Genomic DNA, 15,590 nt, shown 5'->3' on the forward strand with positions numbered 1-15,590 from the left:
ACTCCGTACCGAGTACCCCGACCCTCTCCCCCTCCTCCATGCCCGCCTCCCTCTCCCCCGCCGACCGCGACGCCCTCCTCTCCGAGCTCCGCCATCGCACGTCGACGCCCGGCTTCCACTTTCTCGACGCGAGCCACCTGACGACGCTCAACGAGACGCGCTCGACCGGCGCGCCCATCGTGAGCCTGTACCTCGAGATGACGCCCGAGGCCCGAATGGGCAACACCTGGACGACGACGCTCAAGGACCTGTGCGAGCGGGCCGTCGCCGACGCCGGCGACCACAAGAAGGCCGTCGAGCGCGAGTGCGAGCGGATCCGCGAGGCGCTCGACGCCGGGCTCCCGCGCACCGGCCGCGGCGTCGTGTTCTTCGCATGCGAGGAGCAGGGGCTGTTCCAGCAGCTCGGCACGGCCATCGAGCTGCCGAACGCGGTGCACGTCTCCGACAACCCCTACGTCCGCCCCCTCGCGCGCATCCGCGACGAGAACGACCGGTTCGTTCTCGCGCTGCTCTCGATGCACAAGAGCCGCTTCTTCTTCGCCCAGATCGGGCTCGTCGAGGAGGTCTATGAGCTCGACGGTGAGGAGTTCGCCGTGACCGACCTCGTCTCGAAGGACCAGAAGCAGGACCGCAAGAACGAGCTCCGCCGCCAGCAGGCCCAGCGCTCGGCGCACGCGCTCCAGCTCATCGCCAAGGAGCTCGAGGCCCGCCACGTCTTGTACTCGGCCCCGGCCGACATGGAGGCCGACTTCTTGGACCAGCTCGACCAGTCGGTCCGCCAGCGCGTCGCCGGCTCGTTCGCCTGCGACACCATGGCGACCACGGCCGAGGTGGCCGACGCCGCCGAGGTCGCCCAGCGCGAGGTCGAGGCCCGCGAGGAGGTCGAGACGCTGGGCAAGGTGCAGGAGCTGCTCTCGTCGCGCGCCGTCGCCGGGCTCGACGACACGCTCGACATGCTCAACCAGCAGCGCGTGATGACGCTCGTCGTCGACGGCGACCAGACGATCCCGGGCGGCATCGACGCGACCTCGGGGATGCTGACGACGCAGACCGAGGGCACGTACGCCGCCACCGGCGGCGACGTGAGCCCCGTCGCGGATCTGGTGGAGCTCATGCTCGACAAGGCCATGGAGCAGGGCGCCAGCCTGGAACTGGTCCACTCCGATGCCGGCCGCCAAGCGCTCGCGGCGCACGGCCCGGCCGCCGCGCTGCTGCGGTTTTAAGGCCCTCTCCCATCGGTTTCCCGCCCCGCCGGCTCTCGCTGGCGGGGCGGTTTTGGGAACGCCGTCGGCCGTTGCCCTCCCCCGCACGCGGCGGCGGCTACTCCCGGCGCGCCCCCCATGGCGACGACGGGCCAGCGGGCACCCAGGGAGGAACGAGCAGACCGATAGGCACATTCGGGCGGGCCTGATGCGGCGCCTACTACCCGAGTCGTAGACTGACGCCATGCGTGTCCTCGTCCTGCTCCTGGCCCTCGGTGCGTGCGCCGCCGCCCCGCGACTGGTGCGCGCCGACCTCGCGGGGACGACCTGGCGTGAGGTCTGCCCGGCGCCCGAGATCGCCACGGCCTACGTCCGCCTCGACCCCGACGGCCAGATGGCCTGGAGCTACGCCCACCCCGACTCGGTCCGACGCGACACCGTCCACACGTGGGCCGTCGAAGACGGCGCGCTGGTGCTTCGCTGGACGAACAGCACGGCGGTCTCCCGGTACCCCGCCAGCGGCGACCCGCGCCGCCTGCTTGCTGACTCGTCGTCGTTCTGCGTGGACGAGCCCCCGTCGCTCGACCGCGTCCGCTGAGCCGATGGTTTGGTGGGCACGACGCCTCCGACGAGGTCCCCTGTCCCTGTGCGAGAAGCCCGAGAGGGCCCGGCCTGCTGTGGCGAGCCTGCCTTCTGGCGCGGTGCCCATCGCCCTCCCCTACCCCTCCTCCCCGCCTGCGCGGGGACAGGCTGGAGGGGAGGTCAGGTCTGAGGCATCGGGCGGCTCGGCGATCGGGGCTTGCGCAAGCCCTCCCGACGACGGCCCCTCTCCTTTCGGGAGAGGGACAACGCGCAGCGTCGGCGAAGCCAGGGGGAGGGTGTCCGCCTCCTGGCGCACGCCCGACCGCAGGCGCGAGTAGACGAAAACCACGTCTCCACATCCGTGCGCTCGTCCAGGGGCGGGCTCTGCCGAGGGTTCACCGACGATCCGTAACAAGGGACTGGGTTGCGGCGTCCCCCGGACGCGCGGCAGGGAGAGACGACTCCGGCCGGCCCGCCCTCCCCCCGACTCGATGCGCCGACTCCTCCTCGCCCCGCTGGCGATTTTGCTCACGGCGTCCGCCGCCGCTCAGCCCGCCACGCTCAACGGCTTCGTCCGCGACGCCGCGTCCGGCGAGACGCTGATCCAAGCGACCGTGACCGTCGAGGCGACCGGGCGCGGGGCGGCGACGAACGTGCAGGGGTTCTACACACTCGGCAACCTGCCCGCGGGCGAGACGACGGTCACCGCGAGCTACCTCGGCTACCAGGCGCTCCGGCGGACGGTGACGCTGGCGCCCGGCGAGACGCGGCGGCTCGACCTCGACCTCCAGCCCGCCGGGGTCACGACCGGCGAGGTGGTCGTGGAGGCCGAAGAGCCCATCGAAGAGGAGCGCGCGCCGGGGACGGCGAACGTGTCCATCGACCTGGTCGAGGCGTTGCCGACGGTCTTCGAGGCGGACCTCTTCCGATCCATCCAGCTGTTGCCCGGCGTCAAGGCGTCGAGCGACTTCTCGTCGGCGCTGTACATCCGGGGCGGGTCGCCGGACCAGACGCTGATCCTGCTGGATGGGACGACGGTCTACAACCCGACCCACTTCTTCGGCTTCTTCTCGACGTTTAACACCGAGGCCATCAAGGACGTGCGGCTGTACAAAGGCGCGTACCCGAGCACGTACGGCGGGCGGCTGGGATCGGTCGTCGACGTGTACAACCGGGACGGGAACCGGCGGAGCACGGCGGGCTCGCTGAGCCTGGGCCTGCTCGCGAGCCGGGTCGGCGTGGAGGGGCCGCTGCCCGCGGGCGCCTCGGGCTCGTATTCGTTCAACGCGCGGCGCTCGACGCTGGAGCCGCTGCTGGCGGTCCTGCGCGAGCAGCTCGACGAGGACGGCATCCCGGAGAGCTTCTACTTCTACGACCTCAACGGCAAGGTGTCGCTCGACCTGACGCCGAACGACCGCGTGTCGCTGGCGACGTACGCCGGCCGCGACAAGGTGGTCGTGCCGTTCGGCGACGACGCCCGGTTCGACCTCGACTACGGGAATCGGACCGGCTCGCTCGCCTACAACCGGGTCCTGTCGGGCACGGCCTTCGCCCAGCTCCGGCTGACCGCGAGCCGCTACTTCAGCTACCCCGTCGGCAGCTTTGCCGGGACCGAGTTCGAGCGGCCGAACACCCTGACCGACTACTCGGCGCGCGGCGACCTCGAGTGGCTGCCGAACGAGCGGTTCGAGGCGCGCGCGGGCGTCTGGGGCGGCTTTTTGACTCTGGGGCTCGCGAGCAGCTTCAACGGCAACACGCAGACCGACTACGAGAACCCCTCGCGCTACGCCTCGGGCTACGTGCAGGGCAAGGCGCGGGCGGGCGAGTGGATCGCGACGGGCGGCCTGAGGGCGGAGTACTTCCGGAGCGAGACCAAGGATCTGCGCCCTGACGCTCAAGCGGCGGTCGGGTCGGCGTACCTGCGGTTCTCGCCCCAGGTGCAGCTCGAGCGCACGATGGGCGAGGGCATGGTGGTCCAGCTCGCGGCCGGGCGCTACCACCAGTTCCTGTCGCTGATCTCGAACGAGGCGTTCTCGGGCTTCGACACCTGGGTGACGACGGGCGTGGGCGTGCCGCCGCAGGCGTCGGAGCAGGTCGTGCTCGGCGTCAAGACGAACCTGGGGGAGGCGTACCGGCTCGACGTGGAGGTCTACGGGCGGACGCTGCGCGACCTGTTCGACATCGACCCCAACAACCAAGACGTGGCGGGGCTCGATTACCAGAGCCTGTTCCGCTTTGGCGAGGGCTACGCGTACGGCGCGGAGTTTTTGCTGGAGCGCGGGCTGGGCCGGCTGACCGGGCTCGTCGGCTACACGATCGGCGCGACGCGGCGGCGCTATCCGAACCAGTCGGAGGCGTTCCAGAGCTACTTCCCTCCCAAGTACGACCGCTTGCACGACCTGACGGCCGTCGCTCAGTACGACCTCGGTCGCGGTTGGCAGGCGACGGTCGCCGGGGCATACGCGACGGGGCAGGCCTACACAACGCCAGCCGGATTCTTCGAGGCGGGTGGGCTGCCCTTCCAAGACGACACGCTGCCCGTCTTGGTCTCGAACGGCCTCAACACCGCACGCCTAACGCCCTACCACCGCGTCGACGTGGGGGCGACGAAGCGCGGCGCGTGGTCGTTCGCCGACTACGAGTTGCAGCTCCAGCTGGTGAACGTGTACAACCGCCGCAACCTGTGGTTTGTGACCTACGACTTCGACGCCAACCCCGTCGAGGTGGGCGAGGTGCGCCAGCTGCCGATCCTGCCGAATGTGTCGCTCTCGCTGTCGTTTGGCGGTGGCCGGTGAGACCGGTTCAGGGTTCGGGGTTCGCCTCCCGGGCCGGTGTGCCCGATCCTCTATTCCTCTTCTCCTCTTTTCTAGACCGATGCGTTACGCCTTGCTCGCCTCCCTCCTGCTCGCGGCCGTCGGCTGCGACGGGTTCGCGGACGACGACTTTACGGCCCAGGTGGTGGTGTCGGCCAACCTCGGGGCCGAGGAGCCGCTACCGGCCATCGTGCTGACGGAGTCGTCGCCTCTGCTGGCGCAGTACGACCCGGCCGCGCTGGCGGTGACCGGTGCGACGGTGACGGTGTCGCTGCTGGCGGCCGACGGGTCGGTCTCGACGGCGTATCCATACGTCGCGAGCGGGACGCCGGGGACGTACGAGCCGGCGACGCCAGCGGGCGTACTCCCCGGGCGGACGTACCGGCTGGATGTGCGGGCGGGCGAGCACACGTTGACGGCCGAGACGACGGTGCCGCCGGCGCTGGCGCTGGTGGCGGGACCGCCGGAGGTGTCGGTCTACGGCGAGGGGCAGGGCCCGGAGCTGCGGGTGTCGCGGACCTCGACACCCGCGCGGCAGACGGCGTTCGTGATCTCGACGCGCGCGCTGGCGCCCGTCGCCTTCGAGGAGATCGAGGTGGACGGCGACACGAAGTACCGGAGCCGCCCGGCGGAGGGGACGTTCGGGCTGACGCCGCCCTACACCCGGTTTTTGGGGTGCGACCCGGCGGAGGACGGCGCGGGCGTCGTGTGCGATCAGGACCCGCGCGAGAACGCCGTCGTGGGCACGTCGCCAGTGATCAATGAGGCGGGATATCAGGATTTGGGCGACGGGACGGTCCTGGTGCAGGTGCCCTCGCTGGCGTTTGGGTTCTACGGGCCGGTGTCGATCCGGCTGGTGTCGGTGGACGTGGCGCTGGAGGCGTTCGTGGAGAGCCAGCTGGTGCAGGGCGGCGGGAGCACGCTGTCGCCGGGCGAGATCCCGAACGTGACGACGAACGTGGTGGGCGGGCTCGGCGTGTTCGGGTCGTTCGCGCGGGTGACCGTCGAGACGACGCTGGTAGAGTAGCGCGGGCTCGGGAGAGGAGGGCTGGCGCGAGCCGGTGGGTAGGAGGCGGGGCCCCTCTCCCCGGCTTCGCCGACGCTGCGCGTTGTCCCTCTCCTGGCGGTTGGCGCGAGCTGGGTCTGGCGCGAGCGGGCCGGACCTTTGGAGAGCGTCGCCGTATCCTCTCGCCTCCACGCCCCTCCGGCCCGATGCGTCTGCTCGCGCTCGCCCTCGCCGTCGTCGTGAGCGGCTGCTTCCAGCTTTCGTCCGTGCTCAGCGTGCGCGCGGACGGGTCGGCGACGCTACGCGACGAGGTGAGGCTGTCCGGCTTCGGGCTGATGGCGATGCAGGAGGACGCGGGCGCCTCCGATGAGGCAGAGTTCGAGGACCGCGCCGGGCGGCTGGGATCGGGTGTGCGGCTGGCGTCGGTCGAGCGTCGCGACGACGGGTTCACGGTGGTCTACGACATCGACGACGTGCGGACGCTGGCGTACACGGCGCCCGGGATGGGCGAGGGCGACGAGTCCGAGGGCCAGTTCCCGATGACGTTCGGGTTTGCCGAGGGCGAATCGGCGACGCTCGACATCCGGCTGCCCAAGCCCGACCCGGGCAAGCCGGCCGCCAGCGACGCCGCGCCGGCCGACGCCGCGCAGCAGGCCCAGGCACTGACGATGATGCGCTCGATGATGGGCGAGGCGCGGATCTCGATGGCGGTCGAGGTGGAGGGCGCGGTCGAGGAGACGAACGCGACGTACGCGGACGGCGCCACGATCACGCTCGTCGACCTCCCGATGGGGCCGTTCGTCGACGCGCTCGCGGAGCGGCCCGACCTGCTGGCGGCGGACGGGCCGCCGGACGCGAGTGCGCTGGCGGAGCTGCTGAAGGACGTGCCGGAGGTCCGGATCCAGACGCCGGGGACGGTCCGCGTGCGGTTCCGCTGAGACCGCTCAGAGCGGGGAGCGGGCGCAGGGCCCTCCTCGCGTCCCTCTTGGATCCGGATCCCTCCGAGAGCTACATCCGGTTCGGGTCCTCGCGCTGGCGCGTCTTGGTGACGCCGATCAGGATGCCGAGCCCGATCATGACGACGCCGCCGGCGCCGATCCAGGCGGTCGGGACCCCGGCGAGGTGGGCGCCCATCGCCAGCCCGGCGGTGAGGACGATGAAACCGATCAGGAAGACGTTGAGGTTCGACATGGGGGCGGGGGGGAGAACCCACCTCCGACGCTGCCCGCCCCCGCCCGTTCCACAGCGTCGATGCCGGCCGCTGCGGTCACGTCCGCATGACGCCAGCGGCCTCGGCCCGCGACGGGGAGGTGCCTCGGGGGGCGCAGGGCGCAAGCGAGGGCCCGGGTACGAGACCGCGTGAGGCACCGTTTGGCTGGCTCTTCCCCCCCCCTCCCCGCCTGCCCATGCGCTCGCTCGCCGTCGTCGCCGCCGCCCTCGTCCTCGTCGCCTGCGACTCCGCCGACCCGTCCCCGGTCTCCGTCGCCGCCAGCGCCGAGGCCGTCACGCTCGTCGGCCTCGACACGCAGCACGGCGACCTCGGGTTCGCGTTTGACTACGTCGGCCGGACGCCGTCGCCGTGCCACGTGTACTCGGGCTACGGCACGTCCACGCGGACGCCGCACGACGGCGAGGTCCAGCGGATCGAGGTCACCGTGAGCGTCATCGACGAGTCCGAGGGCGCGTGCGTCGGCGCGGTCGGGACGGTCGAGCGCGAGGTGTTCGCGCGGATCCCCGGGCCCGGCGTCTACGACGTGGCGTTCGAGCGGGTCAACGACGAGCCCCTGGAGCTGCGCGTCCGGGCGACCCTGGGGGCGGCCGTCGTGGAAGGCGAGTAGCCGTCCGTCGCGTCGCAGTCAGGCGTCGACCGGCGCCTCGACGGTCGTCCGCTGCATGACGATGGGCAGGCGGCGGCCCGAGCCGAACGCCTTGCCGGTGACGCGCAAGCCGGGCGCGGCCTGGCGGCGCTTGTACTCGTTGCGGTCCACCATCCGGGCGATCCGGTCGACGAGCGCGCGGTCGAACCCGGTCGCGGCGGCGATCGTGGCGGGCGACTCGTGCGACTCGACGTAGCGGGCCAGGATGGCGTCGAGCACGTCGTACGGCGGGAGCGAGTCGGCGTCGACCTGGCCGGGCCGGAGCTCGGCCGACGGGGGCTTGGTGATCGTGTTTCGGGGGATGAGCTCGCGCCCGGCGCGCGCGTTGACGTGCTCCGCGAGCCGGTAGACCTCGCCCTTGAACACGTCGGACAGCACGGCCAGCCCGCCCGACATGTCGCCGTAGAGCGTCGCGTAGCCGACGGCCATCTCGGACTTGTTGCCAGTCGTCAGCAGGAGGTGGCCGAACTTGTTGGAGACGGCCATCAGCGTCACGCCGCGTGCGCGCGCCTGGATGTTCTCCTCGGCGACGTCGGGCTCGCGGCCGGCGAAGAGCGGCGCCAGCATCGTCTCGAAGGCGTCGACGGCGGGGCGGATGGACACGTCGTGGAACTCGATGCCGAGCGCGTCCGCCAGCAGGCGGGAGTCGTCGACGGAGCCGGACGACGAGTACGCCGAGGGCATCGTGATGCCGACCACGCGGTCGGGCCCGAGCGCCTCGACGGCGAGCGCGCACGTGACGGCCGAGTCGATGCCGCCGCTCAGCCCGATGAGGGCCTTCTCGAAGACGCCGTCGCCGGTCTTGCGCACGTAGTCGCGGACGCCGAGCACGAGCGCGTCGTGAATCTGGGCGGTCGTCTCGGGGAGTTCGGGCGTGACGGGCTCGCCCGGCGCGTCGGTGTCCCAGACGAAAAAGTCGGGCGCGAAGAGGGCCCCGTGCCAGAGCGTCTCGCCGCTGGCGGCGGTGACGCGGCTGTCGCCGTCGAAGATCAGCTCGGTGTTGGCGCCGACCTGGTTGACGTAGACGAACGGCACGCCGTGCTCGCGGCAGCTCTCGGCGATGAGGTCGCGCCGCTCGGCGGGCTTGCCGACGGCGAACGGCGACGCCGAGATGTTGACGAACAGGTCGATGCCGAGCGCCGCGAGGTCGTCGATGGGGTTGGCGGCGTAGAGGTGCGTCCGGCCCTCGGCGCCCGTCCCGGAGGCGTCGCCGCCGCCATTGTTCCACATGTCCTCGCAGACGTGGAGGCCCAAGCGGAGCCCGTTCACCGTGACCACGCGCCGCGCGGGCGCGGACTCGAAGTAGCGGACCTCGTCGAACACGTCATACGTTGGCAGCAGCGTCTTGGAGACGGCGTCCTGCACGCGCCCGTCCGCCAGCACGAGCGCCGTGTTGAAGAGCCGCTTGCCGACGGGCGTCTCGTTGCGGACCGGCGCGCCGACGATGGCGGTGAGCCCGGCCGGGAGCTGCTCTGCCAGCGCCCGCACGGCGGCGTCGGTGGCGTCGAGGAAGGCCGGGCGGTCCAGCAGGTCCTGGGGCGGGTAGCCGGTGACGCAGAGCTCGGGGAAGACGGCGAGGTCGGCGCCCGCCTCGGCCGCGCGCCGGGCGTCGGCCAGGATGAGGGCGACGTTGCCGGCGAGGTCGCCGACGGTCGTGTTGAGCTGGCAGAGGGCGATCCGCATCGGGTTTTTCAGACTCGCGGGAGGGGTTCGGCGGCCGGATGGAGCGGGCTGGCGCGTCGGAACGCAGGAACGGGAGAACGCGAGAGGGCCAGCCACGGTGCCGACCCCACTCTCTCGGCCTCGGGGCCGAGGCGGGCGGAGCTACACCGCGGGCACGGGCGCGTCCGGGAGGCCGTCGCCCGAAGGGACGGCGGCGGCGGAGGGGGCGAGCCAGTCGGCCGGGGGCGGGGTGTCCGCCAGGACCACGAGGGCGTCGCCGGGCTGGGTCGCGAGGTCGGCGTCGCCAGCGAAGACGGACACGTCGCCGCCGCGGACGCGGAAGAGGGGCGTGAGCCCGCCGTCGTCGTACTCCTGGCGCAGCATCGACAGCGGCCGCTCGGCCGTCGCGTGGACGACGTGGACCTCGGCGCCCGCCTCGACGCGCTCGTCAATCGCCATCACCGTGGCGCCGTCGTCGAAGAGCGGGCGGCCGCGCAGGTGGCGCGGGATCTCGGTCGCCGCCGACTTCGGGCCGTCGGCGCGCATGGGGAGCTGGAACACCTCGTCGGACTCGAAGACCTCGCCGAAGTGGAGCGCCGTCAGCGAGTTGACCTCGTCGTTGGGCGTCACCGCCAGGAGCCGGCCGATCCCGCTCAGGTCGAGGTCGTCGATGACGCCCTCGGCCAGGATGTTGACGCGCTGGGCCGCCAGCCCCTCCTCGCGTGCCTGCCGCACGTTGCGGTTGTTGGCGTCGACGAGCAGGACCTTCACCCCCAGGCCCTGGAGCGCCGTCGCCACGCGCCGTACCCAGGGCTGGGCACCGACAAACGCGACGCCCTGGGGGTCGGGGAGCGCCAGCCCCAGCCACCGCGCGATCGGCGAGATCGTCAGCCCGTACACGGCGACCGTCCCGACGATGACCAGGAAGACGACCGGCACGATCCGCTCGGCGTCGGCGGGAAAGAACTCGGCGAGCCGGAACGAGAACAGGCTCGCGACGGCGGCCGCCACGATCCCGCGCGGCGCCAGCCACGACAGGAACGCCTGCTCGCGCCACGTCAGCCCGGTCCCCAGCGACGACAGGAAGACGGCGAGCGGGCGGACGACCAGCATCAGCAGCGCCAGGAACAGCAGCGGCCCCGGCGCCAGCATCAGCTCGAACGCGCTCGGGTCGAGCCGCGCCGACAGGATGATGAACAACAGCGAGATCAGCAGCACGCGCAGGTCCTCCTTGAACTCGACGATGCGGCGGACCGAGACGTAGGGCTGGTTCGCCATGATGATGCCGAGGAGCGTGGCCTCCAGCAGCCCGGCTTCCTCTTGCAGCGTGTTCGAGATCGCGAACGCGGCCACGACGACCATCAGCGCGACCGGGTTCTGGAGCCAGTCGGGCACCAACCGTCGGTGGAGCAGCAGGATCAGCAGCGCCGCCGCGAGGACGGCCACGCCGACGCCGACGACGATCTCGAAGGCGATGCCCTGCGCGAGCGCGCCCCAGACGCTCCCGTGCTCGCCGCCCGCCTCGGCCGGCTCGTGGAGCAGGATGACGGTCTCGAGGACGAGCACGGCCAGGATCGCGCCGATGGGGTCGATGGTGATCCCCTCCCACTTCGCGATCGTGCCGACGCGCCCCGCCGGGCGGACGTGGCGCAAGAGCGGCAGCACGACCGTCGGGCCGGTGACCGTGAGCAATGCGCCGAGCACGACGGCGACCTCCCACGTGAACCCGGCGAGGTAGTGCGCCCCGATCGCGCCGAGCACGCCCGTCACCACGACGCCGATCGAGATCAGGTTGAGGACCGACCGGCCGACCTCGCGGAACTCGTCGAACCGCAGCGTCAGCCCGCCTTCGAAGAGGATGATGCCGACCGCCAGCGACACGAACGGGAACAGCCACTCGCCCTGCAGCGCCTCCTGCGGCACGAACCCGGTGACCGGCCCGGCCAGGAATCCGAACCCGAGGAGGAGCAGGATCGACGGGAGCCGCGTCCGCCACGCGAGCCACTGGGCCCCGATCCCGAGGACCACGACGGCGGCGATGATGACGAGCGGAGACGGCATGCGGAGGGTGCGGGCGGGGTCGGCAAACTACCGGCGGAGAACCGCCGGGCTCCGGCGCGGGTCCAAACCGCACACTCCCCGTTCTCCGATGCCCGACGCCTGGCCCGCCCTCCCGCGTTTCGCCGACTGGCAACCCACGGCCGACGCGGTCCATCGGTGGACGCAGATCGTGGGCAAGGTGCGGCTGGCGGGCACGCCCTGGGTCAACCACGCCTGGCACGTGCCGCTCTACGTGACGGCGCGCGGGCTGTCGACGGGGCTGATCCCCGCCCTCGGCGTCGAGCTGGCGTTCGACTTCGTGGACCACCGGCTCGCGGTCACGGCGACCTCGGGGGCGCAGGCGTCGGTCGCCCTCGGTCCGATGTCGGTCGCCGAGTTCTACCAGCGGACGATGGACGCGCTGGCGGAGACCGGGGCCTCGGTCGAGGTGTGGCCCGAGCCGGTCGAGATCCCCGGCGACGTGGTCGCGTTCCCCGACGACACCGACCCACGGCCCTACGACGCCGGCGCCGTCACGGCGTACTGGCGCGCGCTGGTGGCCGCGCACCGCGTGATGACGGCGTTCCGCGCCCGGTTTATCGGCAAGGCCAGCCCGGTCCACGTTTTCTGGGGCGCCTTCGACCTGGCCGCGACCCGGTTCTCGGGCCGGACGGCGCCCCGGCACCCCGGCGGCGCGCCGAACCTCGCCGACTGGGTGATGGCCGAGGCGTACTCGCACGAGGTGTCGAGCGCCGGGCTGTGGCCGGGCGATGGCGTCGGCGAGGCCATGTTCTACGCGTACGCCTACCCCGAGCCCGACGGGTTCCGCGAGGCGCCCGTCGAGCCTGCGGCGGCGCGCTACGACGCGGCCCTCGGCGAGTACCTGCTGCCGTACGAGGCCGTCCGCACGGCGCCCGACCCGGACGCGGCCCTGCTGGCGTTTTTGCAGTCGACGTACGAGGCGGCGGCGGACGCGGGCAGCTGGGACCGTGCGGCGCTGGAGGCCGACCTCCCCGCCGACGCGCGGTAGCGCACGAGCCGCCAGCGCCGCCCCCCCCCCTGTCCCGTGACCCTCCCCCCGCGTTTCGGCCGGTCGCTGCGCTCCCAGCCCGAAGCGCTGTCCCCCTCACGAGTGAGGGGGACAGTCCGAGCGCCACGGAGCGAAGCGATGGGCGGTCGGACGGGGGGAGCCCCGCCTCCGCCCTACCCGTCGTGACGCGAGCCACACGCGCGATCCCCCGGAGTCGCCCGTTGGCCGCCCTACCTTGCGCCGTCTCTTCCCGGACCCATGCCCCGCTCCCCTGTCCTCCCGTGGCTGATCGCCGCCGCCGTCGGCGTGGCGCTGACGGCGCCGCAGGCCTGCCACACGAACGTCGGCGCGGCCCCGCCCGACTCGCCGCCAGCCGCCGAGCCGCTCCCCGAACCCGCCCCGCCTGTCCCGACGACGGCCACCGCCAGCACGTCCGACACGACGCAGTCCACCGCTGACGCCACGACCGAGCGCGCCGCCCGGCCCGACCTCCCCGACGGCTTCGTCCGCCTGAGCGAGGTCGCGCCCGGGATCGCGCAGGAGATGCGGTACACGACGGCCTACAACTTTGTCGGGACGCCCATCGACGGGTACCTCGCGCCCGAGTGCATCCTGACCATGCAAGCGGCCGAGGCGCTGGCGGACGTCGCCGCGTCGCTGGCGGGCTCCGGGCTGGGGCTCAAGGTCTACGACTGCTACCGCCCGCAAGCCGCCGTGACGCACTTCGTGCGCTGGGCCAACGACCCGGAGGCGCTCGCGATGAAGGACGCCTTCTACCCCGAGGAGCCGAAGGGCCGCCTGTTCTCGCGCGGCTACATCGCCACGCGGAGCGGCCACAGCCGCGGCTCGACGGTCGACCTCACGCTCGTCCGCCTGCCCGTGTCGCGCTCGGTCCAAACCGACTTCCCGACGCCCGACGGACATCTCCCCCGCTGCGACCGCCCGCTCTCGGGCCCCACGGGCCCCGACATCATGGACGGCGGCCGGTTCTACGAGGGCGACCTCGACATGGGCACGGCCTACGACTGCCTCTCCCCGCTCGCGGCGACCGACCACCCCCGGTTCACCGGCGACGTGCGGCGCAACCGCCAGCGCTTGCGGGCGGCCATGAGCGATGGCGGGTTTCGGAACTACTCCAAGGAGTGGTGGCACTTCACGCTGCGCGGCGAGCCGCACACGGGGACCTACTTCGACTTCCCGGTCGAATAGACCTCAGAAACGACCAGGGGCCAGCGGTGCCTTCGCCGACCCGGTGCTCAGCGGACGACGACGAACGGGGCCGTCTGCGGAGGCGCTCCCTCCACGGTTAGCCGCGCGAAGTACACGCCCGGCGTGAGGCCACCGGTCGCGATGACCGCCTCGACGGCGCCCGACACCGGGCCGTCCAGAAGCACCCGGATGAGCCGGCCGCGCGCATCGAGCACCGCAAGCCGGGCCGCCGTGGGAGCCGTGACCCCGAACCGGGCCGTGGCGAGCGTCGCCGCCGGATTCGGACCGACGGAGAGGGCCGCCCCGGCCGCGCCGGCGTCCTCGCGGTCGATGGGGAACGCACACGCCCCGGCGGGCTCGCTGATCTCTGCCTCGGCGTTGCAGCCCGGCGCGTTGTCCCGGATGACGACACCGCCGAAGGCCGTCCCCTGACTGAGGTTGCCGTAGAGCCCACACGAGCACGACGAGAGCGCCGGGTTCTCGGTGACGGTGAGCAGCCCGCCGATGTACGAGAGTGGGGCCAGCCCGTCGAGATTCCGCAGCGATGCGTTCCCCTCAATGGTGAGTTTATGGCGGACGGCGGTCAGGCTAGAGAGCCCATCGACGTGCTCCAGGGCGTCGTTGTCGGCGAGGGTCAGCGCGGCCATGTCGTGGATCCCGCGGAGCCCGGCGAGGTCGACCAGCGACCCGTTCCCCGAGACCTCGACGCCGACGCCAGCCAGGTCCGTGAGGCCGGCGAGGCCGTCGAGATCGGGCAGGGCCGCGTTGTCGCGAACAATGAGGGACACGACCTCATGCAGGCCCAAGAGGGCGTCGAGGTCCGCGAGCCGCTCATTGCCGACGACCTCAAGCCGAAAGGCCGCTTCGATCCCCTCCAGCCCCTCCAGGCTCTCGAGCGTATCGTTGTCCCAGACGTAGACAGAGCGCACGACCGGGCCCACCCCGGCGAGCGCGGCGAGGCTCGTCAGCGCCGGGTTCCTCTGGATGGAGATCGACGTCCGGTCGCCGTCCAACGAGGATCCGGCGAGGGAGCCGATGTCCGCGAGCCGCGCGTTGTCCTCGATCCGCAGGGTCTCCAGGCCGTCCAGCAGGCCCAGGCCTTCGAGGTTTTCGAGGACATCGCTGCCGGTGACAATCACGACCCGGGCCCAGGTCACGCCGCCGAGCCCGTCGAGCGACGCCAGCACCGGGTTGTCCCCGATTATTAGAACGTCGACACCGGTGAGACTCGCCAGCCCATCGACCGTCCGGAGGACCGGGTTGCCCTGGATTATGATGTCCTCCGCACCCTGGAGGCTGGCGAGGCCGTCGATCTGTTCGAGAGCCGCGTTGTCGCGGATCTCCAACCTCCCGACCGTACGGAGCGACGAGAGCCCGTCCACGTCGACGAGCGACTCGTTGCCACGGAGGCGGAATGTGCTCTCGACCGAGTGGAGGTCGGTGAGCACGTCGAGGTCGGCGAGCGCTGGGTTCCCCTCGATGTAGAGCCCCCGAAAGCTTACGGGCGACGTGACAGCCGTGAGCGCCCAGTGGTCGCCGAGGGTCTCCAGCGACTCGTTGTTCCGAATGTGGAGCGCGCTGAGCGTGTCGATCCCCGCGAGGCCGGCGAGGCTCCGAAGCGCGGGATTGTCCTCGACGACGATAAATCCCGCCGACCGGAGCCCTGCGAGCCCAGCGATGTCATCCAGCACCGCGTTCCCCTCGATGGCGACGATCCCGCTCGACGACACGATCCCGGGGAGATTGCCAAGGCTCCGGAGCGCCGCGTTGCTCCGGACATTGACGTACCCGTCTGCGGCCACGTTCTCCAATCCGTCGAGGGTCTCCAACGCGGTCGTGTTGTAGATGGAGAGCGACTCGCCGACCGTGGAGACGGTCGTGAGCGGCCGGAGGGATGTGATCGGGTCCGCGGTGCCGGCCGCCTCAGTGATCTGCAGGTTCCCCGTCACCTCGGTGCAACTGACAGCGTCGACCTCGGCCTGGGTGCGAAGGAGGAGGTCACCCTCACAAACCTGGGCCTCGACCGAGGAGGCGAGCGAGAAGAGCGCGAGGGCGAGGAGGCGGACCATTCAAACAAACCGACATGTGGGGGACCGACAACCTACATACTCCCCTACTTCACTCCCTAGTCCATTTGCCCCGGCCCGAGTGGACAGGTCCGCCCCTACG

12 protein-coding genes are annotated in these 15,590 nt (G+C 71.8%); 8 read left to right on the plus strand and 4 right to left on the minus strand.

What is annotated here, in order from left to right; translation table 11 throughout:
- Positions 1 to 38: 38 nt before the first annotated feature.
- The 5 genes from ACLII4_RS17660 (at position 39) to ACLII4_RS17680 (ending at position 6,541) form a co-directional block, all read left to right on the plus strand.
- A complete protein-coding gene (locus ACLII4_RS17660; RefSeq protein WP_412068716.1) occupies positions 39 to 1,223 on the plus strand; it encodes a peptide chain release factor 1 in 1,185 nt (394 codons plus the stop codon).
- Positions 1,224 to 1,446: 223 nt separating this feature from the next.
- A complete protein-coding gene (locus tag ACLII4_RS17665) occupies positions 1,447 to 1,800 on the plus strand; it encodes a hypothetical protein (protein WP_412068717.1) in 354 nt (117 codons plus the stop codon).
- A 475-nt stretch (positions 1,801 to 2,275) separates the two neighbouring features.
- Positions 2,276 to 4,579 (plus strand): TonB-dependent receptor, encoded by a 2,304-nt coding sequence (locus ACLII4_RS17670; protein ID WP_412068718.1) that lies wholly within the window; start codon positions 2,276 to 2,278, stop codon positions 4,577 to 4,579.
- A gap of 79 nt (positions 4,580 to 4,658) precedes the next feature.
- The gene (locus ACLII4_RS17675) at positions 4,659 to 5,624 is read left to right on the plus strand and encodes a DUF4249 family protein (protein ID WP_412068719.1); all 966 of its coding nucleotides are present in this window, start codon (positions 4,659 to 4,661) and stop codon (positions 5,622 to 5,624) included.
- 185 nt (positions 5,625 to 5,809) lie between these two features.
- Positions 5,810 to 6,541 (plus strand): hypothetical protein, encoded by a 732-nt coding sequence (locus ACLII4_RS17680; protein WP_412068720.1) that lies wholly within the window; start codon positions 5,810 to 5,812, stop codon positions 6,539 to 6,541.
- A gap of 70 nt (positions 6,542 to 6,611) precedes the next feature.
- Here the strand turns inward: ACLII4_RS17680 and ACLII4_RS17685 are convergent, their stop codons facing one another.
- Positions 6,612 to 6,794: a hypothetical protein gene (locus tag ACLII4_RS17685; RefSeq protein ID WP_412068721.1), complete on the minus strand. Its 183-nt coding sequence runs from the start codon at positions 6,792 to 6,794 to the stop codon at positions 6,612 to 6,614.
- Between the two features lie 215 nt (positions 6,795 to 7,009).
- Between ACLII4_RS17685 and ACLII4_RS17690 the strand changes: the two genes are divergently transcribed.
- Positions 7,010 to 7,441: a hypothetical protein gene (locus tag ACLII4_RS17690; RefSeq protein WP_412068722.1), complete on the plus strand. Its 432-nt coding sequence runs from the start codon at positions 7,010 to 7,012 to the stop codon at positions 7,439 to 7,441.
- Positions 7,442 to 7,459: 18 nt separating this feature from the next.
- Here ACLII4_RS17690 and ACLII4_RS17695 read toward each other — a convergent pair whose 3' ends face one another.
- Positions 7,460 to 9,163 (minus strand): NAD+ synthase, encoded by a 1,704-nt coding sequence (locus ACLII4_RS17695; protein ID WP_412068723.1) that lies wholly within the window; start codon positions 9,161 to 9,163, stop codon positions 7,460 to 7,462.
- A 141-nt stretch (positions 9,164 to 9,304) separates the two neighbouring features.
- Entirely contained in the window at positions 9,305 to 11,203 is a 1,899-nt protein-coding gene (locus ACLII4_RS17700; RefSeq protein ID WP_412068724.1) for a cation:proton antiporter, read from the minus strand.
- 88 nt (positions 11,204 to 11,291) lie between these two features.
- Here ACLII4_RS17700 and ACLII4_RS17705 point away from each other — a divergent pair, with 88 nt between their 5' ends.
- On the plus strand, positions 11,292 to 12,212 hold the full coding sequence (locus tag ACLII4_RS17705) for a DUF5996 family protein (protein ID WP_412068725.1): 921 nt from the start codon (positions 11,292 to 11,294) through the stop codon (positions 12,210 to 12,212).
- 258 nt (positions 12,213 to 12,470) lie between these two features.
- Entirely contained in the window at positions 12,471 to 13,421 is a 951-nt protein-coding gene (locus ACLII4_RS17710) for a M15 family metallopeptidase (RefSeq protein ID WP_412068726.1), read from the plus strand.
- 47 nt (positions 13,422 to 13,468) lie between these two features.
- On the opposite strand, the gene ACLII4_RS17715 is transcribed toward ACLII4_RS17710, so the two are convergent.
- The gene (locus tag ACLII4_RS17715; protein ID WP_412068727.1) at positions 13,469 to 15,490 is read right to left on the minus strand and encodes a hypothetical protein; all 2,022 of its coding nucleotides are present in this window, start codon (positions 15,488 to 15,490) and stop codon (positions 13,469 to 13,471) included.
- Positions 15,491 to 15,590 lie beyond the last annotated feature (100 nt).

This window comes from Rubrivirga aquatilis, assembly GCF_046845665.1.
Taxonomy (GTDB): Bacteria; Bacteroidota; Rhodothermia; order Rhodothermales; family Rubricoccaceae; genus Rubrivirga.

Bases quoted from the DNA above. Each gene is read 5' to 3' on its own strand.
- ACLII4_RS17660 (WP_412068716.1), top strand. From the start codon at position 39: ATGCCCGCCTCCCTCTCCCCCGCCGACCGCGACGCCCTCCTCTCCGAG.
- ACLII4_RS17665 (WP_412068717.1), top strand. From the start codon at position 1,447: ATGCGTGTCCTCGTCCTGCTCCTGGCCCTCGGTGCGTGCGCCGCCGCC.
- ACLII4_RS17670 (WP_412068718.1), top strand. From the start codon at position 2,276: ATGCGCCGACTCCTCCTCGCCCCGCTGGCGATTTTGCTCACGGCGTCC.
- ACLII4_RS17675 (WP_412068719.1), top strand. From the start codon at position 4,659: ATGCGTTACGCCTTGCTCGCCTCCCTCCTGCTCGCGGCCGTCGGCTGC.
- ACLII4_RS17680 (WP_412068720.1), top strand. From the start codon at position 5,810: ATGCGTCTGCTCGCGCTCGCCCTCGCCGTCGTCGTGAGCGGCTGCTTC.
- ACLII4_RS17685 (WP_412068721.1), bottom strand. From the start codon at position 6,794: ATGTCGAACCTCAACGTCTTCCTGATCGGTTTCATCGTCCTCACCGCC.
- ACLII4_RS17690 (WP_412068722.1), top strand. From the start codon at position 7,010: ATGCGCTCGCTCGCCGTCGTCGCCGCCGCCCTCGTCCTCGTCGCCTGC.
- ACLII4_RS17695 (WP_412068723.1), bottom strand. From the start codon at position 9,163: ATGCGGATCGCCCTCTGCCAGCTCAACACGACCGTCGGCGACCTCGCC.
- ACLII4_RS17700 (WP_412068724.1), bottom strand. From the start codon at position 11,203: ATGCCGTCTCCGCTCGTCATCATCGCCGCCGTCGTGGTCCTCGGGATC.
- ACLII4_RS17705 (WP_412068725.1), top strand. From the start codon at position 11,292: ATGCCCGACGCCTGGCCCGCCCTCCCGCGTTTCGCCGACTGGCAACCC.
- ACLII4_RS17710 (WP_412068726.1), top strand. From the start codon at position 12,471: ATGCCCCGCTCCCCTGTCCTCCCGTGGCTGATCGCCGCCGCCGTCGGC.
- ACLII4_RS17715 (WP_412068727.1), bottom strand. From the start codon at position 15,490: ATGGTCCGCCTCCTCGCCCTCGCGCTCTTCTCGCTCGCCTCCTCGGTC.